Source organism: Pseudovibrio ascidiaceicola, from assembly GCF_900114245.1.
Classification (GTDB): domain Bacteria; phylum Pseudomonadota; class Alphaproteobacteria; order Rhizobiales; family Stappiaceae; genus Pseudovibrio; species Pseudovibrio ascidiaceicola.
Genome location: NZ_FOSK01000005.1, coordinates 252477 through 276532, shown reverse-complemented (window position 1 = coordinate 276532; position 24056 = coordinate 252477). Strand labels below are relative to the sequence as shown.

Genomic DNA, 24056 nt, shown 5'->3' with positions numbered 1-24056 from the left:
ATGACAAATCTGACCGCACCGCCCGCGACTGTGCCTTCTCAGCCCGCACCGCCGCCGATCCTGCTTGCCGATCCGCTGGCCCCCTCCAGAACGCCAATCCTCATGGTGCGAGAGCAAGGGCAACTTGTTGACCTTTCCAAAACCATCGGCACAGCGAAGCTTATCCGCGATGGAGACGAGCTGCATATTTTGCAAGCAGACGGGCAGATTGTTGTCATCGAGCAATTCTTTGGCGGACCTGCCAATGAGTTCTTCATTTTGATGCCAACTGGCCCGCTAACCACACAAGCTCAGTTTCTGAAGGCCGTTGAGGTTGATACGACACCAAGACTTGGCAGCTTTCAGGTTGACCTCCCCTCCCCTGCCCAGGAAAAAGCAGAGGATGCTGACAAGACATCTGAAGAGCCAAATTGGCAGCCGATATCTAAAACAAGTTTCCAGAGTATTCATCAGGAACCAGTTCTTGAAAAATTGAACGCCCCGACACACCACACTCAGCTTTCTGCGAGTAAGCAGGATAATGATCAGGGGCTACAATTTACAAACCCACTCCCAACGCAATCAGAGAACATCGTTGTTCCGCAACTCTCACTCTCTGATCTTTACGTTCAACCAAACAGCTCAGTTACACGGGCAAGTGATCTTCCTGTCCATTCAATTCAGGAAGCATCCTTTCGCACATCCAACAGTATTTCAGTCAGCGATAGTCTCGCTCTTGATTTCGGCGTGGATGGAACCAACTCCCGCGCACTGCTCTTTACACTTGATGCAGCCGGACGCCCACTCGGCCGCTCAGGTGATCCGCTCGATATTACCTGTGGCGGTGCGCGGGTTCTTTTTCAATCTGAGTTTGGCCCGCAAGGCCAACACATATTGAAAGGTTTGAAAGGCGACGGAACGCTTGTTTTCAAGGTTACGCTGGATCCGAGTACACCAAACGGCACATACAGCTATGAGCAATTTGCGTCATTGGACCATCCGGGAAGTTCAGCAGAACTTTTAGTGAGCTTTAGATTCATTGCAAAGGATGCAGATGGCGACACTCTTGTTTCCTATTTAGACATACGTGTTGAAGATGATCCGATGCCGACTGAGTGGAACCTGTCAGCAACGGTTTCAGAGGCGGGGCTCGCAGGTGGTTCAGATGGCAATCCGGGGCAAGCTTCAGCCTCTGGAGACTTACCGATCACTGCTGAACAAGGTCCTGTCGCTCTGTCTTGGAACGCAGCCTCTCCAGTTGAAGGCTTTAGTTTTCATCAGGAAGGACAAACGCTCTTGATCTTGCAGGGCAATAAAGTCGTTTTGTCAGTCACACTCAATTCAATAACAGGCTCTTACAACGTCACCCAGCACAGTGCGATCAATCATGGATCTGCTGCAGAGGCCGTCTTTAACCTCAGTTTCAGCGCGACCAATACTCAAGGCCAAACGACAGAAGGCAAGCTTCTGGTTTCTTCACTGGATGATGCGCCAAAAGTGTTTCCGCTCAACCAGATCAATTTTGATGAAAGCCAGCTGAGCACTGAACCAGAGCTGAGCTATTCGTCACAGTCCTTGCCTCATTCAGCAGGGGCAGATGCAGCCACGATACGCTGGCAATTACCTGATGACCCCGACGGTCTGATCTACATTATCGAGGGGCAACAGGTCAGTGTCCTGCAGGGTGATACGGTCATTCTCACTGCTCAGTTTACTGGCGGCAACGGCGCTTACTCGGTTCAACAACACAATCCATTGCAACACCAGCACGGCGTAGACCAGCAAATCATCAACCTTCCCTATCTGATTACGGATGGGGACGGTGACACAGCTTCAGGCAACTTCATGGTGTCAATTAAAGACGACACTCCAGAAGTCGGGGCAACGGTCAACCTCAGTTTAAGCGACGACGCATTTGCCCTAACAGCGCCAGCAAATGCGCAAGTTGAGGATACTCATGCGTTAACCGGTGTACTCCCGATCTCAGCTGGTGTAGATGGAGGGCAGGTTTCATGGACACAGTCACCGCTTCCTCCGGGCTTCAGCTGGGACTTGACTGGCGAGAAACTGACGCTTTTCCAAAATACGACGGCGATTTTCACCGCGACGCTGAATTCCAACAGTGGCGCGTATTCTGTCGAACAGCACGCGCCGTTGAACCACGCTCAGGGTATTGAACAGTTTCAACTCCAGTATATTGCAAGCGATGCAGATGGGGACGCTGCACCCGGTCAACTTCAGATCACGATAGCAGACAGCTCCCCCATCCTAGGTTCCGCACCTGAAACACTCAGCCTATCAGAAAGTGCTCTCTTTCAAGCACGCATGAACGACGAGGCCTCAATCACTCAAGACGGCGACCTGAACATTCAATGGGGTGCAGACACTCAGTCAGCGACGTCTCTCACTTTCTCCTCCAGCATGAGCGGCAGTCTTGCCCCCTTCACCGTCAACGGTGCCCAAGTCTATTACGCCATTGAAGGAACGGGCAATCAACTCAGCGCGAAGACACAGGACGGCACGCTCGTTTTCAGGATTAAACTAGACCCGGCGGCCTCTGGCAATTACGAGGTCGAGTTCTTCACGCCGATTGACCATGGGGCGGCACGCGATATTTCTTTGTCGTTTTCTGCAGTGGCTTCTGACGGTGACGGAGACACGATTCCACTGACCTTCTCCTTCAGCATCTCAGATGGAAAATCACTGGCATCCCCTGATCAGTTTTCTGGCAAGGAAGATACACCGCTTGTGTTGGATCTGTTGGGCAATGATATTCTCAGCAGCGAAGGCTTCACTGTTCGCATCGTCTTGGCACCTTCCAAGGGCCATCTCTCTCAAAACCCGGACAACACGTTCAACTACACAGGTCACCCTAACGTCAATGGCTCGGACAGTTTCAGTTATTATATTGAAGATGCCGACGGCGAACGGAGCAACACCGTTAGCGTCTCTATTGAACTGTCGCCAGAGAATGATGCGCCGATCTTTTCTGGTGTGGACCAAGACGCACCGGTTCATCTAAGCGTTGAGGATGACGGTTCAGAAACCGTGTTCACGACAAATGCTTCAGATGCCGATGGAGACCCCCTCCATTTTTTTCTCGAAGGGTCTGATAAGGCCCGTTTCAACATCGACGAACAGACCGGACAAATCAGCTGGAAAGAGGATGTAACCTTCGACGCACCTACGGATATGGACGGCGACAACATCTATGAGGTCTCCGTGGTTGCAAGAGATCCTTCTGGCGCTGAGGCTGTTCAGCAGTTCCGCATTGAAGTCACCGAGGGCACACCCCCCCCCGTTCCGCCACCCGTCGTTTTCCTTCACACCCGAGAACCTGGCAGTTACCAAGTCGGGTGGACCTTCGAAGAAGCAACCTATTCGTCTGAGGCAGCGGGTCATTTGAAATCCAGCCCTTGGATCGAATCTGGAGACGACGGTAAAGCAAACGCCGCCAATGATGGCTCCTCGGACATCTACATCGATGCTGTTACAGGCACCCTTATTCTCTCTGATCGGTCTGGCTCATCCTCAAATGGAGACGACAATCTCGCCAGCATCAGCAAGACGTTTGATCTGACAGGCGCCCAAAATGCTGCAATCCAACTCACTTACACGGCGGAGTTTGCGGCGGTCGACCCAACCAGAGTGTTCTACATTGAGGTCACGTTAGCGGATGGATCGGTCCATCAGATCGGGGAAGTTTCCAGTCTGGAAAACCATACTCAATCCCAGAGGATCAATCTTGATTTGAGCGAGTACATCTCATCCGCGACAACAATCCGTCTGGTTGCGCCAGCCGAACTCACCGCTGCGGACACGCTGAGAATAGAAGACCTGACGGTTTCAATGACTCAACCAGACACTCTCGAACAGCAACACTTTGAAGCCTCCTTTCAGCTTGGAGATGATGACTTGGCAATTGCCAAGTCGGCCAAGATCGAAGGAATGCAGGACCAGATCTCGGGTCTGACCATAAAGCTCTTCAATGCGCAAAGCGGCGATCTTCTCAACTTCACGGATGTCGAAGGTGTAACCAGCCAGCTGGAAGACAACGACAATGGAACCGTAATCCTCACGTTCTCCGGTTCAGCCGACAGCTCCGCCTATCAGAATTTGCTCAACTCAATCACCTTCACAACCACATCGGACAGCTTGGAGGCCCGTAGTCTCTCCGTGGTTGTTCACTCAGAGGATGGGAACTCCAATCCGTCCATTACCAGTATTCAAGTTCACCCCAATCCAGATGACGGTGTCGCCGATACGAGGAACCATATTGACGGGACAACTGGAAACGACACTCTCAAAAGCACCGATGAAGATGATGTGATCAATGGCTTTGAAGGCAACGACCAACTGACTGCCGGAGCCGGCTCAGACGAACTTACTGGCGGTGAAGGCTCTGACATCTTCTTCTTTGAGCAACTCGATGGCGCAGCAGATCACATCACAGACTTCCAGCTGAAAACCTCTGCCGGAGGAGACAAAGATATTCTGGATCTCTCGAAACTGTTTGAAGATTACAGCGAGCATCATTACACCTCGATCTACAACCGCTCAGAGCAATACGTTCGAGTCGCCAAAAGTGAAGATGGGCAGTATTCAATTCAAGTAGACTGCGACGGAAATTATGATGATGCCGATTGGGAAACCGTCACCACATTAGAATTCCAAAACGCGGACGCAGTTGGTGCCACCTTAAGCGTTGACGTAAAAGGCTTCATGCCGGAGGTTGAACTTCCAATCGAAAATGCATTCCCAATGTCCTAGACACTCCCATTAAACTTGGCAGCTGCCAAGTCGAGAAATTCCAGATAAAATCGCTATTCTGCTTTGGTAGAGCTTGTTCTCCCATACGGTATGACTACACTTCCTTTGTAATTGCTGCAGAGGATATTTTATGCGTTCAGATACCCCCATTCAAAAGTTCGTCGACGCGGGAGATCACAAGATCTGCCTTCATGAATGGGCGGGCGAAGGTCCTACATTCCTACTTCTCCATGCCACCGGATTTCATGGTCGTGTTTGGGATTACATCATCAAACATTTTCCTGGCCGCCACGTTCTAGCATGGGACATGCGCAGCCATGGCCAGAGTGACAATGCGGCCTTGCCAAAACTCTGGACTGATCTGGGAGAAGATCTTTTCGCTGTGATCGAGCAACTCGGGCTCAAGCAGGTATACGGTGTCGGCCATTCTTGTGGAGGTCATCTGTCTATCTTGGCAGCTGCCAAGTTTCCCGAACTCTATAAAAACATTCTTCTGTTGGACCCGGTCGTATTTCCAAAACCGCTGCTTCCGTTCTTTAAGCAAATAGCAGATCAGGACCATCCAGTGGCACGTCGCCGCAACCAGTGGGCGGATGTAAGCGAAATGTATGAGCGCTTCAAAACCCGTAAACCATACAACAGCTGGCTGCCTGAAATTCTGCAGGATTACTGTGACCACGGATTAGTCGCATCAGAGCAGGGCGAAGGATACCAGCTTGCTTGTCCACCAGATGCAGAGGCTGAGGTTTATCGCACCTGTTACGGCGATCATATCTATCCGCTTCTGGATGCTGTGACTGTGCCAACTACAATTGTGCGCGCGCGTCGTCGGCAGCCGGATGAGCCTTTGCATGATTTCTCGCCGTCTCCCACCTGGGAACTGCTGGCAGAAAACATGCCCAATGCGAAAGATATTTACGTTCCTGATCACACCCATTTCCTGCCAATGGAAAATCCAGCCGCCATTTTGAACATGATGGTTCAGATGGAGAGGGGAGAGGACATACAGTGGCAGGGTGATGGAGCTATTTTGAACGACATGTAACAACACGTTTGGCAGCGAACTTATGTGAAAGCAGAACCTGCCAAGTCAGGGAGGGAATATGGGGAATTTCGAAATACACGGCGCCTTGGGTTCACCGTACTCAATGAAGGTGCGTGCAGCATTCCGAGCTAAACGCATTCCACACGCATGGAAACTCTGTGCGCCTATGGGACCAAACAGCCCAATCAAGCATGTTAAAATTCCAGTCATCCCTGTTGTCAAATATCCGGATGAAACCTGGATGAACGACTCCACTCCGCTGCTTCTCGATCTGGAAGAAAAAGGGGAGGGGAGGTCTCTTGTTCCTGACGATCCGCTGCTTCGCTTTGCATGTTACCTGATTGAAGACATGGCAGATGAGTGGCTTGTGAAGGCCATGTTCCATTATCGCTGGTTCTATGAGGAAGATCGAAAGATCGTGCCAAGCTGGCTGCTTTATGATGCGTGTCTTGGTCTGGATGAAAAAACCATCAAGGCTATGGGCCAGCAATTTGGTGCACGCCAAATCAGCCGCATGCCGAAGGTTGGGTGCACGCCAGAAACAGCACCGATCATTGAAGCCTCCACCAAACGAATGCTTGGCATTCTGGAACAAGCGGTTCTATCCAAGCAGCACTTCCTGTTTGGTGATATGGCTTCCATGGCAGACGTGGCCCTTTTCGGTCAGCTCTACCAACTCAAAGACGACCCAACTCCGTCTGCCATGTTACAAAGCGAGTTCCCATTCGTCTTCCGCTGGCTGGATCACATTGATGATGCTTCGGGCTTCGACGGCGAGTGGATCACCGAGCTCACTCCGGCAGTCAAAGACTTGCTGAAGATGGTAGGCGATACCTATCTGCCATTCCTGGCTGCAAACTCCAAAGCTATCGACAAAGGGGAGGCGACCTTCACCGCAGATCTGCCGGAAGGTTTCTTCACGCAGGACATCTTCAAATACCAGAAGAAGTGCCTCGACCGACTGCGGGATGAGTGGGCGAAGCTGACACCTGAGCATCGCGAAACACTGAGTGAGTTCCTCATTGGGGGGACGGAGATCCTCGACTGCTCACTGGCTCAAACTGCTTCATAAAAATTCGACTTGGCAGCAATTGTTGGCAGCTGCCAAGTCCTCTACTCTCAGCCAACCTTGCTCGCCTTATCTGTTACTTTTCCCCAAAACTGGCGGAAAACTGCCATAGTGTGCATCAAAGTGTATCCGTCAGCAGCGGTTATCTGCCCAATTTGTAACTGAGTTTGTCAGAGTGCACGAGAGGCGACAGCCGATTACAAAACTCAAATTGCTCAAATTCTACTGATCCCCGATAGTCCCTTCAACGCAATCAGACAGTGTCTTTATCCCAAACAGACGTGTTGAACGACCGAACCACCGGAGATCAGAATGAAAAGAATTGCTATTGCAAGCGCCGCCTTTGTTACTCTGTCCGGCGCAGCTTTCGCCGATGCTTTGACTTTCTATGACAGCAACGGCACCAAGACGATTATTCAGACAAACTCATTGACCGGATGCGTTGCCATTTATGACTCCGGACGCAATCCACTCCAGATCTGCCGAATGAATGCGGCCCCTGCTGCAGTTGTTGTACCAGCCCCAACCACAACAGTTGTCACTCCGGCCCCGGTCGCTGTCGCCCCCAAAGCATGGGACCGCCGTCAGGACAGAGCAACCGCGCGCCGCGTCATTCGCAGAACCGAAGCTCGTCAGGATCTTTTTGACTAAGCTTCACCTTTAAAGTTGCCTTAAATCCCAATGCTGGCAACTGTGCCCGCCTCCTATCCGAGGCGGGCATATCTTTATGAAAATGCGAAATAACCTGACTAGAATATTTCCCAATATTTTTAATGGGTTAGTGAAAGTGTAACGACCTGTCACAAGGAACGGAACGAAGACGTTCTCTTACACTATTTGGTTTGCACTTAACGCAGCGTCCGCGCACAGTTTCAAAACACAGCCCAATTACAAAAAACAGGAGCCCCCATGTTCAAGGCAATAGCTCTCTCCCTGTCCCTCCTATTCGCAGCACCTCTCATTGCTCATGCTGATCCTGGTAAAGGTCAGCGATTGGAAATGATGGCTGAAAAGCTGCAGCTGACTGAGGAGCAAAAAGAAAAAGTTGGTCCGATCATGAAGCAATCCATGGAAGAACGCCGTGCAATTTTGAAAGGTGCCGGGATTGAACGTGGCAAGAAGCCAACAATTGCGCAACTGCGGGAAGTCCGTGGCCCAATGCAAGCGTCCAGAGAAAAGATGAATGAGCAGATGGCTCAGGTTCTCAGCGCAGAGCAGATGGAAAAGTTCAGCGCAATGCAGCAGGAAATGCGCGATAAAATGAGAAAGAAGTTCAAAGAAGGCAAATAAGACAACGCGTCAATAAAAAGGGAAGGGGAGCAAATGCTCCCCTTTCAAATCAACCAAATATGGTTTCAACTTTCCGCTTCAGGTCCACCATCGCTTCCCGATAAGGTCCCGGACCAAAACTTACCCGCGAAACGCCAAGCAAGCCGAGTTCTGAAATCTCAGGCATACCCTTCATCATGTAAGCATTGACTGGCAGAGGGACATTTTCGCAAATCCGTGCAATCAGATCCCGATCCGTTAGGGCAGGGATGAAAAACCCGCTGGCCCCGGCCTCTGCATAGCGTTGACCGCGCAGTATTGCATCCTCAGCAAGAGCAGCATGTTTGCTTGCGTCTGGTTCCTGCAAAAACAAGTCTGTTCTCGCATTGATGAAAAACGGAATACCTGCCTCATCTGCAGCCTGCCGGAAGGCAGCAATCCGCGCGCATTGCTCATCAACGGAGTAAACGCCAGTTCCCTGGACCTTTTGATCCTCAAAATTTACGCCAACTGCACCGGTTTTGATGATCCGGGCCGCATTTTCTTTCACATCCGCAGCGCTATCTGCATAAGCGCCTTCAAAGTCGAGAGAGAAGGGAACATCCACGCTTTCCGCGATGCGGCTTGCGATGATCTCAACCAGCGAAAGCGGGATCTCTTCGCCATCACCATATCCATGAGCCGCAGCGACAGATGCGCTTCCGGTTGCAACCGCCTTGGCACCTGCCTTCGTGGCGGCATGGGCCGTGCCCGCATCCCAAATGTTGTAAAGGACGATTGGTTCGCCTTTTTTATGCAAAGCGGCGAACTGTTTTGCTTTATCAGCCTGAGACATCAATAAGGCCTTTCGATCTTGCTATTTTCAATTCAACATCAATCAATTTCTGCTTGCGCCAAAGCCCACCACCATATCCGGTGAGGCCACCATCCATCCCAACAACACGATGGCACGGAATGACAATGGCAATCTGGTTTGCTCCGTTGGCACGGGCAACAGCGCGGGTAGAGCTGGGTTTTCCAATCTGTTTGGCCAGCTGGCTGTAGCTTTTGGTTGCGCCGATCGGAATACGGCGCAGTTCGCGCCAGACATCCTTGGTAAATTCGGTTCCGTGCATCACCAGCGGCACGTCAAAATCCAGTCGTTTGCCCTCAAAGAACTCTCGCAGTTCTGAGGCGATCTGGTCGGTTGGTGCAGTCCTGCCAAGACCCAGATCCCCCTTAACTTGCTTACGCAGACGGGCAAGTTCTGCAGGCAGTGCTTTGCGGTCCGCAAACTCCAGCAGATGGAGCGCACGATCATCACTCACGGCAATCATCGCGCCAAGCGGTGTATCGAACCAATCCGCCTTAAGGAGACCATCGCCTTTCAGCTCCGCCGGTTTACATCCTAGCAACCGGGCAAAGGCTTGCCGGAAAGCATCTGAAGACGAGAAGCCTGAGGCCAGTTGCGCATCAACCACCTTGCCACCGTCGGAAAGCGTCTCAAATCCATCGCGCAACCGAGAAAGCCGCGCCATTTCCAGAAACGTAATCCCAAACTGGCGCTTAAAGCTGCGACGAACGGTCGAAGGATCTAACCCAAGCCGTGCGATATCTGCCTCGGACCATTTGTGGTGCGGTTTGGCCTCAAACTCACAGAGCAGACGCGTCACCACTTCATCGTTGTCGGCGGACGTACCCACCGGATGGCAGCGTTTGCAAGGGCGGAAACCTGCTTCAAAGCATTCGGAAATAGTCTCAAAGAAACAGCAGTTCTCAAACTTTGGCTTGCGGGCTGGGCAGGTGAGGCGACAGAACACTCCGGTTGAGCGTACACCAACATAAGCCCGGCCATCAAAGTCCGGATCTCGGTCAATCAGTGCCTGATAAAGCACTTTGTTATCTGGAAGTTCAAAAAGCATAGTTTCTTATAAATCCAGATGCCCCCAAATGCGCACGGTTTTCGGGCGTCTATTAAGGACATCTGCTTTCTTGTTTTCCGAGCATCTGATTAAGGCTAATCAATAGCAGCTTACAGCAAAGCGCCGGATGCGGAAATTATGCAGTACCGGTTGCGTCCAGGGTCAATCAAAATTCAGGTTTGCAATGCGAACCTGCATGACGCGGGCAGGGGTGTAAGTGTCGGCAATGACTTCAAACTCTGTCTCTCCGCAATCAATGAAGCCGAGTTTCTGGTAAAACTGCCTGGCTTCCTCGTTCCCTTCGAGCACATAGATTCCAGCAACTTTATCTGCGGGAAATTCAGAGACCGCCTGTTTCATCATCAACCGTCCCAAACCTTTGCGCTGAAAGTCGCTCGCCAAATAGCAAGCCCAGATGAAAACCACTTCACCGCGAAGGGCACAGGCAAGAGAACCAACGATTTTCTCCTGGCTCTTCGCAAGATACAGCTTGCCATGCTCGCCGGGATCAACACCGCCCAAATCCTCACTTTCCAGCCTGGCAACCAACTGTTTTGTCAGCTCGGAACCCAACTCTTCCTCATGAGCCAATGTCCAGGCCGTTGCGAGAAAATCACGCAGCTCCTGCTTATCTCGCTCCTCGAACAGGGAGATCAGAGGCATTTGCGTTGTAGCTGATCCATGGTCCATGAGTTTCACATCCAATTCTAATTGCAGTCCGACGTCAGCTGTCTGCAGCAGATGATCCAGAGGCAGCCAGACCAAACAAGGTGCGGTGCAAGGCTAGCTTTCCATCAATCGCGCGGTCAACACAAGCACGGAAATAACCCGCCGGTCGTGCAATGCTTTCTGGATCACGTAGCGCCTTTTCAACCGTCGTGATCAAAACCGCAGAGGCCGTATAATCACCAACCCTGTTTCGCGCATCAAACCAGCCTTTTTGAGAGAGGCCAATCAGCAAACGCATGTCATCAGAGGCATCAATCAAACTGCTCCAGCTGGAAAGGTCGAGCCCAATTGCAGCTTGGGTTTCTGCTGTTGCTGAGCTGATCAATCCAAGGGAGACCTCTGACAGGAGAGGGGAGAATGGCTCACTTTCGTGAGGATCAACATGTTCTGACCAGTTCAGACTTTCAGCTTTGCTCTGTGTTTGAGGTCTGGCACGAGTTTCGCTTTTTGGTTCCTCTTCAGGAGCCATTTCAAATCGGGTGTAACCTGATTTGTTAGTATTAATGTATGCGTCGTTAGACCTGTTCAGCTGTTTTTTACTTTTAATCCAAGAGCCTTGAGAGGTTGTATTATTATAAGGGGTGACATTGGTGTCTTCTGCGCATGACATTTTTGATTTTCTATCAAAAAAAACATCAGCTTCATTCCGATCAACAGTTCCCTTATCAGCTGCCATGTCGTTGTCTTCAAAGCGCGCCACCAAAAGCTCATGAAGCATGATCAATGCCTCAGCGCGATCAACAACACCCATTGGCTGGTCCATCAACTCGTTGAATGCGGATGCAATCTCTGAGACTTCCAGCTCTTCCAAGTGTGCAAGGCGGAACAAGTCTGCCATAGCCCGGGAAAGACGGCTGATTGTGCGCTTGGCTTCTTTTTCCTGGGCAAGGCGAGCTGCGAACTCAGCGCCGATCTGCTTCAGCTCAGCTAAACGTTGGCGTGCAGGAGAAAAGTCCAACCCGTAACCACGCTCAATCTGGCGGTCTTCACCCGCACGGTAGATATACCGCCGCCCGGTTGGGCTGTCTTTGTAAGCAAGAACGCCAGCTTCCACCAGTCTGCGCAACGAGCGCACAACCGTACGGGAGGAGCGGCTGACATATTCAGCGAGTTTTTCATTGGAAATTGCGACAAGCGGACGGCGATCTTGCGACCAGTCCTCTGCAGCCGTCAGGCCAATCAGAATATCGAGAATATGATAGGTCGTACCATCAATTCCCAAAGCAGGTGCGGCCTTCTTCAAAGCCATCGCAACTTCTGATTTTGTCGTCTTTACAATGTCATTGGCCATCGCCAGTTTTTGACTGGCAACCATTGCCGGCGTCAGTTTTCTGAACGACGCCACTGAACCAACAGATTGCATAGCTACACCGTTCACCTACTAAGTCTAGTAGGTGTTCTCATGGGTCAGGACGCAAAACATCCTCCCCAAACTGAGGATAAACGGGACAAACTGGCGATTAGCATGCAGAAAGACGCTTCAACTCCTTGGTGAAGGGTTGATTCGTACCGCGTCTCGAAGTAATTTGAAGATGCAAAAAAGGGTTACATCGAGCGCTATCGTTTGTTTGTACCCAAGGAATTTCGGTCTTGTTGATTGCCGTCAGCAGGACCGTTTTTCTTTGGAAGAGACGTAACTAGACCGTCATGCATCCTCCTTCAGAATTTCTTCTTCAAACTCATCCATCAGATCCGGCAGGCGGCGCTTCAAAAACGCGGCGAGTTCAGGCTGCTTTTTCGCATCCACCTGAAAGCTCAGCGCATTTGGGCCGTCCTTCATCAGGATCTGCTTATCGCCAATCCAGCTCTTAGCAGCTGTGGCGATAGAACCAGTTGTTACCGCTGCCGTTGTCTCGGCAGACTTGCAGGCAGACAGGATCGCGCTAAAGCGCTCGTCACTTGCAGAAAGCTCGAAGTCGGCACTGATCATCACTGCATCAACACGGGCCTTGAACGGATCAGGCAACTGGCCGTGAGCGAAATGTCCAGCAAGCTCTTCCCATCTTGGTCGCCCGATCTTTGGCGCAGGGCCAATCTCGCGGACAAACTCTTCCGGCAACGCATTCATCAGCTTGAGCAGCTTGGATACGGTGGTCGCGTCCTTGCCAATCGCTTTGGAGATGACAGTCTGCGGAAACGTTTTTGCCAGACGAGAGGCAAACAAAGCGGTCTCGATGAACGACAGGTTCTTCCGCTCATGGTTTTCCTGACCTTGCGCAATCAGAAGAGCTTCATCGGAAAGCTCTTTGATGATCCCGCGAACCGAGATGCCAAGGTCTTTACAGGCGCGCCAACGACGGTGACCAAATGCGATCTGGTAGCGATCCGGCATGTCCGGATGCGGGCGCACCAGAATAGGCACTTGCTGGCCGCTGGCAGAGATGGAAGCTTTGAGCTTCTCAAAATCCTCATCATTGGCCACGACCATACGGTCAGACACAAAGGATGGGTCTAGATCTTCCGTGTTCAGCTCATGCGCAACACTGCCCTCTTCGATCATCTGGCGCAGCTTTTCGTTCTCCTTCTCCACGTTGGAGAAGGTGTTGCGCATGGACTTGATCGCCCCCGGTGAGACGCGTTGCTTGGTTGTCGCCGTCATGGACGGGGCAGGACCGGGTGACTTCGCCAGCTCTGCCGGATCAACACCGCCAAACATGGCACGCATCTTCTTGGAACGATCAGTTGCCTTGTTCATGGACGACCCCATACCTGTTTGATCAGTTGGAACACTTCCGTATTGGCTGCATCGACCGATTCAAGAGCACGATTGAGGGTATCGCGGGTCATGTTTCCGCGCTCAACCTCATAAAGGCTCTTCTTTTCCAGGCCTGCATTAGCAATCGCTGTGGTCTCCACAATGGACGCTGCCAGCACATCCTCACCAAAAAGACCTCTCAAAAGCGCTGCAACGTTCACCTGCGGCACATCATGGGGTGTATGGCGTGTGAGCAAGTAGCGCACGAAATCGTGGCTCAGGGTGCCGCCAGCCTCTTCAATCACCGCCAGCAATTCTGAGGTCATGGAGAGGAACTGGTTCATGGATGACACGTCCAGCATGGCCGGATGCACGGTGATGACAATACCGGTCGCGGCATAGAGCGCACCAAGGGTAAGGTACCCCAGCTGTGGCGGTGCATCGATAAGCACAACATCATAATCATCTTCCACCTCCTTCAGGACGGTCGCCATGCGGCGGAAGAACATGCCATCGCCGCGCGAAAGCCCCTGAGCAATTGCTTGCGGGGTTTCGTGCTCATATTCCATCAGTTCCAGGTTACCGGGGACAAGATCGAGCCCATCAAAGTAAGTTTTGCGGATAACATGGCTGAGTGGAACGCGCTCCTCGTCATCATAACGGATCGCGGCATAAAGCGTCTGGTTCTCGTCAACATCGAACTCTGGCTGATACCCGAACATAGCAGACAAAGAGGCCTGCGGATCAAGGTCGATGGCCAACACACGCAGGCCCTGAAGCGCCAAATAGTGCGCTAAATGGACGGTTGTGGTGGTCTTTGCGGAGCCGCCTTTAAAGTTGGCGACGGCCAGAACCTGCATCTTCTCGCCATGACGACGGCGCGGGTCAAGACGAAGGGCATCTGCAGGTCGTTTTTCGGCCAGATAACGACGCAGTTCGTTGATCTGAGGAAGTGTATAAATACGTCTGCCATTATCCAGCCTTTCGGGGATAACTGCTTCACCGTTGAGAGAAAGCTGGCGCAAACTGGATTCGGCAACGCCGAGCAGACCCGCAACCTCGCGCGAAGAAAACGTCTTCAGCTTCTTCATAGCTTCAGGCGGATACATCTTCTCCCTTAAGGATTGCAGTTGCCGTGACAACAAGTCAGAATGGCGTGCAATCTTCTCAGCAGAAGTTTCATCATGTTCAGCAGCGAGCAGCATATTGCCTCTTAACCTCTATGACGGTTTTGAAGTTCAGAGCGAAAATAATCCGTCACAGCGCATCCTTCTCCGTTTCAAAAGGCGCGTCAATATCTTTATAGTTAACGAGCATTAACCAATATTAAGAGATCGTTAAGGATCTTTCCGCTGTGCCTGTGTTCTGAAACCGAAGAATTACCAGATATTGCGTAAACCACCGATTTAACAGCAACATTTCCATAATTAGACAGAACAATCTTATTAAGAAACGCCACTTTCGCCAAGCCAACAAAAAAACTTAGACATGACGGTTTTTGTGCAAAAATCGATGAAATACCGATTTGACAGATCGAACCTTCGCCTCATCCGGCAGTGCACACGTGAATCAGTCATAGATTCGCACTGAGTCGTAAAGCCCCTAAGTACACGCAAAAACCTAAACCATTAGAGCTTTCCCAAGTTCCGCAAGGCTTTGGCGAGGACCTGTCTTGTATGGTCCGGCCCAATCGGTTTTGTCCAGTTTTGTCCTGATTTCCAGCTGATCTTGGGGGGCCTGTGGTTTCCGCTGTCAAACTTCATCTTTATCGTGTGTCCAGTTCAAGTAGTGAAGTGGTCTTTTCCAAAGGTGCGCTTCAGAAAATCGGCGCGACAGCCGGTGAACACCTGTCATTCAAAATAGGCGCCTGTCACCGGTTTTCAGCCAGAACGGCAGTTAACACCGAGCGCAGGTCTGCCCTTGGCCTGCCAGCAGATGTGTTTGACGAGCTCGGCCTTGCGCTCATTGATGGCCTTCACGTGCGGCGGGAAGGGGACACTATCCATATAGGCCCAACCATCGGCATCATGGGAGCGGGAAAGTTTGACCCTGAACGTCGTCACCAGCAGGACATGCTGAAGTACGCCGAAACCTGCGGATACATCGCCTTTCTGTTCTCGCCAGAAGATTACAATTGGGCGACAAACACGATCACCGGCGAGACCATGCCCGGCCACCGCCAACCCGGCCTGCCGCTGCCCGCCGCCATATACAACCGCATTCATACCCGTGATGAGGAGCATAAACTGCGCGTGGAAGCGGTGAAGAACCGGATGCGTGCGTTGGGATCCCACATCTATAATCCGGGTTTCTTTGATAAGTGGGAGGTGCATGAGCATCTGATGCAGGGTCAAAAGCTACGCAAGTACCTGCCGGAGACTCACCGTGCACCCACACCACCGCTTTTGAAAAAGATCCTTGGTCGTCACAACTCAGCCTATCTGAAGCCAGTTGACGGGCGAGGTGGTAAGCTTTTGATGCGCCTGTCAAAACACGATAAAGGCTATCGGTTGCAATGGCTAACGGACCTGTCGTGTCCTCATGCAGATTTCATGCTGCTCGAAGACGCCTTTGAGTTTGCCTTCTCTCACACCACTCTGGATCAATATCTGGTGCAGCAAAGTCTCGACTTTTCCTCCTTCGATGGCCGGTCCGTTGATTGCCGCGTTCAGATGCAAAAGGACATCAGCGGCACATGGCGCTGCTTGATGATCGGCCCAAGGGTCTGCGCGCACGGCTGCATCTCCTCTCACTTCAGCCAGGGCGCGGATGTGATTAATCCGGATGATTACTTCACCAATGCATTCGGCAAGAAGGCAGAAGCTGTGAAAGCGGCAGTCGAGGAATGTGGTTTCGCCATTGCTCATCGTATGGACGCCTATCACACCTCTCCAATCGGGGAACTGGGACTGGATATAGGTGTCGACAAAACAGGTTGCCCGAAACTTCTCGAGATCAACGCCAAGCCCGGACGCATGATCTTTCTCGATCCAAGCCACGCAGAAGCAAGAGTGACAACGCTGGAGGCCAGCATCGATTATGGCGCGTTTCTTTCCGGCTTTGGTGAAGAGCCTGAGTGACGCGCCTCAAAACTTATAGATGTCGGGAAGGTCTTAGCGCTCCGGTTACTTTGATTGCTGTTTCGCCCGTCTGCCTCTCACGTGTTGAGCAAAAACATACGGGATCTGTACTAAAACAACTCTTTGAGCATCTACGCGAGCAAGATCGCGACAAGAGTTCAGTCGCATCTGGAGGTCACTGTGGCGCGGAAACTAAATGAATCCTCAGCAGTCATTGTCGGTGGCACATCCGGCATAGGGTTTGCCTCTGCTAAAATACTCCTCCAATCCGGTCTTCAAAAACTCACCATCTGCGCGCGAGATGTCACCAAGGGCCGCAACGCCCTGAGCAAACTTGCAGCCGAATTTCCCGGCGCATATTTGCATTTTGTGCAATGCGACGCCTCCGATCCGGGCCGTACAGAAACGGCCATTACCCATGCGGAATTGGCGATGGGGCGAATCGATGTGCTGGTTAGTACCGGTGGTGGAGGGCTCATCCCCAGACCATTGCATGACATGAAACTGCAAGAGCTCATGCCAACAATCACCTCTCTCATGAGCAGTATTTTGCACCCGATTCATGCGGTTTATCCGGTCATGACGAAACAACGTTGCGGTTCAATTATTTGTTTAACCTCGGATGTTTCCATAATCCCGACCTTTGGCAGCACAGCTGTCGGGGCTGCAACAGCAGGTATCTCCATGTTCTGCCGTTCCCTTGCGGTAGAAGCCAAACAGCATTGCATCCGGGTCAATTGTGTCAGTCCAAGTGTTGTACGTGGAACCCCTCTTTATGATAAGCTTCAAAGAGATCCTTTTGCTGCAAGCCTCATCTCAAAAGTCGAGCAGAACGCTCATCTGGGCGTCATCAGACCCGACGAAGTAGCCGAAGCGATCAACTTCCTCGCCGGTCCGGGCTCCGCTAAAATAACAGGACAAATCATTAGCGTTTCCGGAGGAGGTACACCGATTTAGATTTTACAGGTCACCAGTCCTATGGAAAGTTTAGAACGCACTTTTACCCTTTCTGAAATGAGCAAGACCCCCGATTTCATTCCCACCATTGCCCATCGCATCTGGCAGGCATGGTGGCGCGACAAGGGCGTTTTGCAAGACGAGATCGAAGTCAAAGTCCGTGCAGCCCTTTGTCCTGAAGCTGTCCCCACTGCCTTTGTTGCCCATCGTAACGGAACCTACCTCGGCAGTGCCTTACTGATTGAAAGCGACTTTGCCGCCCGTCCTCACCTGACCCCATGGGTTGCCGCTGTCTGGACAGAGGAAGTGCATCGCCGCGAAGGCATTGGCACAGCCCTTGTTGCTCGTATGGCTCAACTGGCTTTTGAGAGCGGGCACTCACGTGTGTATTTGTGCGCCTCTGACGACAACACGCCGTTTTATGAGAAAATGGGGTGGCGTGTGCTTGAGTATCACGTCAAACAATTGAACGTGCTGGCGCTGGATAAACCTGGTTCGTCATAAGCTGGGTCGGCGAAACGCCAAGCCGTTTTTTGAAGGTCGAGCTCATATGCGCGTGGGATGAAAACCCGCAGGCATAGGCAACCTGACTGAGAGAAGCATGTGGTGCGCCAAGCAGTTTGCGCGCCCGCGCCACGCGCCGCTCCAACACGTAATCGTGTGGCGTCTTGCCTGTGGCTCCTTTGAATGCGCGATTAAAGAAGCCAGCAGACAGATCCACACATGCTGCCAGATCAGACATGGACATCTGCTGAGCAAGGTGGTCTTCGACAAACTCCTCCACGCGCTTCAGCCGCGTATCCGTCATGGACGATGCAGATGGAGGGTCTTCATGTTCTCCCGCCTGCACCCGCTCAACCACATCCAGCAGAGCATAGAGCTGAGCTTCTATCGCCAGGGTGTCCTGAGGTTCTGCTGAAAGAAGTGCCTTGCGAAGATGAAAGGCAGCTTTAATCGCATCAGGCGAGACAGCATGGTTGAAGCGCAGCTGTTCTCCGCGATCAGGCAGGAGTTCAGCTGGTACCGTAAAAGTCAGGTATTCCCCGCCGCGTTCACTCTCAGAGGTGACATCACATCCTTTAGGCACAAAGGCGAGGCTGTTGGGCCGCGTCCAGAAATCAACCCGGCGGTCACTGTTAAAAGAATGCACGCCCCGCTGACTTTCAAACGCAAACCCGATTGAGGCCCGTGCAGCCGTATAGGCAACAGCGTAGGCACTGCTTGGCAAAAGCTGCAGCTTCCACTTGCTGATTATGTCCTGCCTCAAGCTCATAGTCTCAATTTCTTCAATGGGTTCTTCTGATTTCCTACGCTTTATTTATAAGCCGTCAGGCCACGTGTAAACAAGGGGCCATCCTCAAGGAACTTTAGGTCAGTATTTTGAAAGCCATGGCCAGTGGCGGGTTTTAAGTTGGTGGCAAAGTGTTTCTAACTGCCAAAAGGAAATTCAATGCCGCTGTTTTCGCTAGAGGATCTGGAGGCTGCTCACACCACTGTTAAGCAGTTCGTCCCTGAGACCCCGTGTTATGCATGGCCATTACTGAAAGAGCGTACAGGTGTTGATGTTTTTGTGAAGCATGAAAACCATACGCCAACAGGTTCGTTTAAGGCGCGTGGTGGGTTCACCTATGTGGATGCCTTGATGAAGTCCGCGCACAGGCCTACCGGACTGGTGACGGCAACACGTGGCAACCATGGTCAGTCCGTTGCCCTTGGCGCAAGCCGTAATGGCATTCCCTCTTACATTGTTGTGCCCGAAGGCAACTCACTGGAGAAGAATGTCGCCATGCGCGCCTTTGGAGCCAATGTGATCATTGCTGGCAAGGATTTTGACGAAAGCCGCGTGGTTGCGCAGCAACTTCAGGAAGAGCATGGCTACCATATGGTGCCTGCGTTCCATGAAAACCTCGTCAAAGGCGTCTCCACTTATGCGCTGGAACTGTACCGTGCGGTTGCTGATCTGGATGTTGTCTATGTCCCGATTGGCATGGGCTCTGGCATCTGCAGCCTGATCACGGTTCGCGACTTACTTGGCCTGAAAACCAAGATCATTGGTGTAACCGCACAAAACGCAGCTGCCTTTGCGCTGTCCTTTAAAGCTGGCGAGGCAATCCAGACAGAGACGGCAAACACTTTTGCAGACGGTATGGCCTGCCGTGATCCGCAGGCACAGCCGCTGGAGATCATCCTGAAAGGCGCGGAAGATGTGATCAGCGTGAGTGAGGTGCAAATTGCTGAAGCGATGGCAGCCTACTACAAAGACACCCACAATCTGGCAGAAGGGGCAGGGGCTGCACCACTTGCAGGCCTGATGGCAAACAAACACAATTTGCAGGGTAAACGGGCAGGCGTAATCCTGACCGGAGGCAACATCGACCTGACCACCTTCCTGAGTGTGATGAACACCCACTTGCAGGCAACTGGTGAACTTGCACCGGCATAGGCGAAAAAGGCCGGAGAGAGGTGTTTGCTCTCTCCGGCCCATTGATGAGTTAAGCCTGATCTTGCTGAGGTTTGAGCTCGGGCTCATCCTCCTCAACTGGCGGATCAAACGACAAGAACCGCTTGTTCGCCCAGGCGATACCAACCAGCGTTAATCCAAGACCGATGAACGAAGTTGCGCGGGCAAGCCCATAAAGACCCGACATGTCGATGAAGAACACTTTCAGGCAGGTGATGATAATGAACGCCAGTCCAGCTTGCCCAACTCGTTTACGTTGCTTCACAGAGGCAAAGGCAATCAGTCCGACTGAGAAAATCAGCATCGCAACGGTGTAGCTGTAGAGTTCCTCCAGAACCACACCGCGACCCGTCAGCACAGGGCCCTGCCAGAAAGCGCGGATTTCCAATCCAACAAACATCACCAACAAGACGCCCGCCAGACCGCGTGTCACGTTTTGCAGGTGATCCTCACGGGTCCAGAAACGTTCAGTTGCCAGCAGCAACGCCAGAGCCGGATACAGATAGGCGATGGACAGGCTATCAATCGGGAAGTAGCCGAAGACATGGTCCTGACCCAGTGGGTTCGTCACAATCGCGACCACACAGTTCAGCACAGCAATGGCCCAGTACCAATGGAATAGCCCTTCTCTCAACTTGGTGAAGGAATTTGAGAAACTCATCCGCTTCAGCTGAACGGAAACCTGAATTGCCAGAACAAAAGCATAGGACCCATGCATCACATACATGGGCATGTCGCCCTGATCGCGGTAGAACACTTGAAGTAAGGCGCAGAAGAACAGGGACAGAGCCGCCCAGACGGTCGTTTCAAATACGACTGCCTCGCTCTCATCCCCACGCTGCTGGCCACGCCACCACCCCAATGCGCTGAGCGCGAGCACTGGCAGGAACAGCAGCGAAATGTCTGCGTACCCTGCTTCGCCAAATCCGTCGATGTAGCGCTGCGTGGTGAAGAAAACCATGCCACTCAGGTATGCAAAGAACGCCTTTCGCGCAATGTTAAGCCCGAACAGATCTGAGATTTCAAGAACGACAACAGCACCGACCATGAGAACAATTGGAAGCGTGATTTCTCCAAAGAAATAGTAGGCAAATGGCAGGAATAGCAAAAAGGCAAGCGCTGCGCTTCCCTCAGTCCCAAACTTAAACTTATGCGCTGACTTGCGGAAATAGACTGCAACGCAAATTTGCAGAGCAAGCGCAAACAGATAGCCAAAGGCCCCGACCGCGCCTTGCAATTCCGGCGCATGAAGTGCTGTGTAGATAAAGTAGATCCCCGCACCAAGACCCGGCAAGGCGACGGCAGACCAGTTCCAGAACCACGCCCGCATGGAGGTTTGACCACGCAACAGGCTGCCACCTGTCACAGCGGTAATCGTGACCGCCAGAACAGCAAGGTAGAACGGTTGATCATCTGGAACAGCTTGCCAGGCCAGTGCCTTTGGCATCCACATCATCAACGCGAAGCCTGCAAGCAGGGCTGGTCCAATCAGGTCAAGGCTTTCCGCTTTACTCAAGAAGAACACATGGGCGATCAGAAGACCGGCAAACATCAGCGTCATTGGCCGTGCCAGATCCATATCTTCACCCGCAAAGAATAAGCCGGTCAGGAACACAAGACCCGTAACGGCATAACTTAGCAAAGCAGGATAGGTCTTCTTGTAGTGCAAAAACGCTTTGTCCAGCGGCCAGCTGGAGATAGATGATTTCGGCGGCACACCAAAAGCAGGTACCGTAATCGTTAGCACCAGAATTGCGGCCAGCATGAGCGGCGTCAGTTGCTGGTCCGGCATCTGGATCTGCAACAGGAACACCCAGACGAAAACGGAAAGAACGCTGAGTGTGGAGAGCCAGATCCAGCGCTGCAAGCGCTCGACCGCAAAGCTCGTTGCCAGCACCATGGCAAAATAGAGATAGAGCAGGGCAGATGGTTCTGTCCCACCAACCAGCAACGGGGAGTAATAAGCACCCAGAATACCAATGGTCGCGAGCACCGGGCCATAAAGCAGACCACCGCCAATCGCGAGCCATGACACAAGGGCCAATCCGATGAAGGTGGTCGTTGGGCCAATCAACCCATAAAGAGAATAAGCCCCAACAGTTGCGCCAAACAGAGACGCAAGACCTCCACTGGCCGCTGCAACTAGCGGACCAAACGGATCAACCTGCGCCTCTTTCTGTCGGTAGCGGAAGAACTCGGAGCCAGCAATCAGCAAGACACCAAAGGCCAGCGCACAGCTGATGCGCATGGCGGGTGAGAGGACGCCATTTTCGATACCGTATTGAACAAAGAAGATACCGCCAAAAGCAAGCGACAAGGCACCCAGCCAGACAACCCAGTTTTTGCGGGCATTGTCGATCACATCGCGGGCAACGCGACTAAACCACGCTTCAAACCTTTTAGGCTTCAGCTGAGGCGGTGCAGACTTGCTTGAAGCAGCCTCTTGCTCAGATTTTGGCGCGTCTTTCGCAGCATTTTCCTGAGCAAGCGTTTGGTTTTTCGAAGGCTTTTGTTGTTCATCTCCGACGATTTTCTCGGAGACCGAAGTTTGCTCAGATCCCAAAGCAGCCCGCTTTGCGGCCTCTGATTTAGCATCCTCTTTTGGTGTGTCTTGCGAGGCCATCTTACTCGGTACAGGAGGCGACGTTGGTTTCACCGCCTCGTTCTTGGCATCCAAATCCCTCATCCATGGCTTCTTCGACACAGACGGTACAACGGAATCCCGCGGTGTGGCTGATTTTTCGGCACCAGTTGGAGCTGCTTGTGCAGTCTCCGCATTCGGAGAGTGGCCCTGAAGCTCAGCCATGCTCTTATGGAGCTCTTTCATCTGCGCATTCAAAAACGTGAGTTTGAGCGCGATGTCAGAGAGGCGGTTATAAAATGCAAATGCCACGCCAAGAAAAAGGGCGACAGCAACGATAATGATGAGTTCCATGAAAACCTGAGGAAGCAAGACTTAAAGAAAAAGACTGCGGCAAACCTACACGCATTGCCCTTTAAGAGCCACGACAATCTTTCCTGTGCCTGACTTGCAGCTGCCTCAACTGGTTTCAGAAGCTTCAAGCAAAAAGCAGAGAACACCGCCACGTCCTCTGCCTTCGAACTGTACTTTTGGAAATCCGTTCAATCAGCCTTTAAAGGCCTAACTGCTCCTTCAGGCCACCAATGAACGTTGCATCATCCAGTGCCTTGCGGTTGTCGAGGAACTGGACGGCATCGGCTCCAGCGCGATAGCGCAGGGTGTTGGTACCGTCAGTGACAGCTGTATAGATGACGTCTGCCACAACGATTGGCTCGGAAGGCTGCATGCCGCCGTTCATCGCGCCAAACAACGCCTGCACAACACCTTGGTATTCGGTCATGCTCTCATCATTGGTGAAGTCGAAAGAACGACCAGCGAAATCAGTGCTAATCATGCCTGGTTCAACGATCTTCATCTTGATGCCTGCAGCTTCCAGCTCAAAGTGAAGCGCCTCTGAAATACCCTCAACCGCAAACTTGGTACCATGATAGAGCGCGCCGAGCGGGAAGGTCATCTGACCTCCGATCGAAGAGACGTTCACGATACTACCAGACTTGTTGGCCCGCATATGTGGCAGGACAACTTTTGTAACTTCCAGAAGACCAATCACGTTGGTCTCAAACTGACGGCGGATCTTCTCCATGGAAAACGCTTCCAGCGGACCATAAGCGCCATAACCTGCGTTGTTGAGCAGCACGTCAATTTTGCCAAACCGTGCAATACTTTCTGCAACAGCCGTTTCAATGGAGGCGCTGTCTGTCACATCCAGACGCGTCACAAGCACGTTGTCGAGCTTGGTCAGTTCCTCTTCTTTTTCCGGCTGGCGCATGGTCGCAATCACATTCCAGCCTTTGTCGTGGAACAGTTTTGCAGTCACTTTGCCAATGCCGGAAGATGCACCTGTAATCAGAATTGTGTCAGACATGAAGAAACTCCTGAGGTTCTTTACTCGGGGTGCTAGGGGAGGCAACCCATCTGTTGTTCATCATGCTTGATAAATTAGGGAGGCTATTGGTCTTCTACAAAGCCATATCGCGCCAAATGACTAGCAAATCGCGCCAAATATGATCACAGAACAA

General features: G+C 52.0%; 18 protein-coding genes. 9 read left to right on the top strand and 9 right to left on the bottom strand.

Annotation, left to right across the window (positions count from 1 at the left end; all coding sequences use genetic code 11):
- The 5 genes from BM231_RS11710 (at position 1) to BM231_RS11690 (ending at position 8153) form a co-directional block, all read left to right on the top strand.
- Positions 1-4749, top strand: coding sequence for a DUF5801 repeats-in-toxin domain-containing protein (locus BM231_RS11710; protein ID WP_093519543.1), 4749 nt, complete (start codon positions 1-3; stop codon positions 4747-4749).
- A 130-nt stretch (positions 4750-4879) separates the two neighbouring features.
- Positions 4880-5794, top strand: coding sequence for an alpha/beta fold hydrolase (locus BM231_RS11705; RefSeq protein WP_093519541.1), 915 nt, complete (start codon positions 4880-4882; stop codon positions 5792-5794).
- Between the two features lie 58 nt (positions 5795-5852).
- On the top strand, positions 5853-6866 hold the full coding sequence (locus BM231_RS11700) for a glutathione S-transferase family protein (RefSeq protein WP_093519539.1): 1014 nt from the start codon (positions 5853-5855) through the stop codon (positions 6864-6866).
- Between the two features lie 309 nt (positions 6867-7175).
- Positions 7176-7514: a hypothetical protein gene (locus BM231_RS11695; RefSeq protein ID WP_093519537.1), complete on the top strand. Its 339-nt coding sequence runs from the start codon at positions 7176-7178 to the stop codon at positions 7512-7514.
- Between the two features lie 258 nt (positions 7515-7772).
- A complete protein-coding gene (locus BM231_RS11690; RefSeq protein ID WP_093519535.1) occupies positions 7773-8153 on the top strand; it encodes an LTXXQ motif family protein in 381 nt (126 codons plus the stop codon).
- A gap of 49 nt (positions 8154-8202) precedes the next feature.
- On the opposite strand, the gene BM231_RS11685 is transcribed toward BM231_RS11690, so the two are convergent.
- From BM231_RS11685 to repA, 6 genes are all read right to left on the bottom strand, one after another.
- Complete coding sequence (locus BM231_RS11685; protein WP_093519533.1) at positions 8203-8967, bottom strand: isocitrate lyase/PEP mutase family protein; 765 nt, start codon at positions 8965-8967, stop codon at positions 8203-8205.
- Positions 8954-10033, bottom strand: a complete 1080-nt coding sequence (locus BM231_RS11680) for a bifunctional transcriptional activator/DNA repair enzyme AdaA (protein WP_093519531.1) — start codon at positions 10031-10033, stop codon at positions 8954-8956. Before BM231_RS11680 ends, BM231_RS11685 begins: the two co-directional genes overlap by 14 nt.
- Before the next feature lie 162 nt (positions 10034-10195).
- Positions 10196-10723, bottom strand: a complete 528-nt coding sequence (locus tag BM231_RS11675; protein WP_093519734.1) for a GNAT family N-acetyltransferase — start codon at positions 10721-10723, stop codon at positions 10196-10198.
- A gap of 34 nt (positions 10724-10757) precedes the next feature.
- Entirely contained in the window at positions 10758-12125 is a 1368-nt protein-coding gene (gene repC, locus BM231_RS11670) for a plasmid replication protein RepC (RefSeq protein ID WP_093519529.1), read from the bottom strand.
- 282 nt (positions 12126-12407) lie between these two features.
- Positions 12408-13457: a plasmid partitioning protein RepB gene (repB, locus tag BM231_RS11665; RefSeq protein ID WP_093519527.1), complete on the bottom strand. Its 1050-nt coding sequence runs from the start codon at positions 13455-13457 to the stop codon at positions 12408-12410.
- A complete protein-coding gene (repA, locus tag BM231_RS11660) occupies positions 13454-14662 on the bottom strand; it encodes a plasmid partitioning protein RepA (protein WP_057462928.1) in 1209 nt (402 codons plus the stop codon). The genes repB and repA overlap by 4 nt, the downstream gene beginning before the upstream one ends.
- A 534-nt stretch (positions 14663-15196) precedes the next feature.
- Between repA and BM231_RS11655 the strand changes: the two genes are divergently transcribed.
- The 3 genes from BM231_RS11655 (at position 15197) to BM231_RS11645 (ending at position 17998) form a co-directional block, all read left to right on the top strand.
- The gene (locus BM231_RS11655; protein ID WP_093519525.1) at positions 15197-16537 is read left to right on the top strand and encodes a YheC/YheD family endospore coat-associated protein; all 1341 of its coding nucleotides are present in this window, start codon (positions 15197-15199) and stop codon (positions 16535-16537) included.
- Between the two features lie 180 nt (positions 16538-16717).
- Positions 16718-17494, top strand: coding sequence for an SDR family NAD(P)-dependent oxidoreductase (locus BM231_RS11650; RefSeq protein ID WP_093519732.1), 777 nt, complete (start codon positions 16718-16720; stop codon positions 17492-17494).
- 21 nt (positions 17495-17515) lie between these two features.
- Entirely contained in the window at positions 17516-17998 is a 483-nt protein-coding gene (locus BM231_RS11645) for a GNAT family N-acetyltransferase (protein ID WP_093519523.1), read from the top strand.
- On the opposite strand, the gene BM231_RS11640 is transcribed toward BM231_RS11645, so the two are convergent.
- The gene (locus BM231_RS11640) at positions 17952-18767 is read right to left on the bottom strand and encodes a helix-turn-helix domain-containing protein (RefSeq protein ID WP_093519521.1); all 816 of its coding nucleotides are present in this window, start codon (positions 18765-18767) and stop codon (positions 17952-17954) included. The two genes, BM231_RS11645 and BM231_RS11640, sit on opposite strands and share 47 nt — an antisense overlap.
- Positions 18768-18944: 177 nt before the next feature.
- Between BM231_RS11640 and BM231_RS11635 the strand changes: the two genes are divergently transcribed.
- Positions 18945-19937 (top strand): threonine dehydratase, encoded by a 993-nt coding sequence (locus BM231_RS11635; protein ID WP_093519519.1) that lies wholly within the window; start codon positions 18945-18947, stop codon positions 19935-19937.
- 49 nt (positions 19938-19986) lie between these two features.
- On the opposite strand, the gene BM231_RS11630 is transcribed toward BM231_RS11635, so the two are convergent.
- Both BM231_RS11630 and BM231_RS11625 read right to left on the bottom strand, forming a co-directional pair.
- Positions 19987-22890: a DUF2339 domain-containing protein gene (locus BM231_RS11630; RefSeq protein WP_208860290.1), complete on the bottom strand. Its 2904-nt coding sequence runs from the start codon at positions 22888-22890 to the stop codon at positions 19987-19989.
- A gap of 199 nt (positions 22891-23089) precedes the next feature.
- Positions 23090-23902 (bottom strand): SDR family oxidoreductase, encoded by an 813-nt coding sequence (locus BM231_RS11625; protein ID WP_093519515.1) that lies wholly within the window; start codon positions 23900-23902, stop codon positions 23090-23092.
- Positions 23903-24056: the final 154 nt, after the last annotated feature.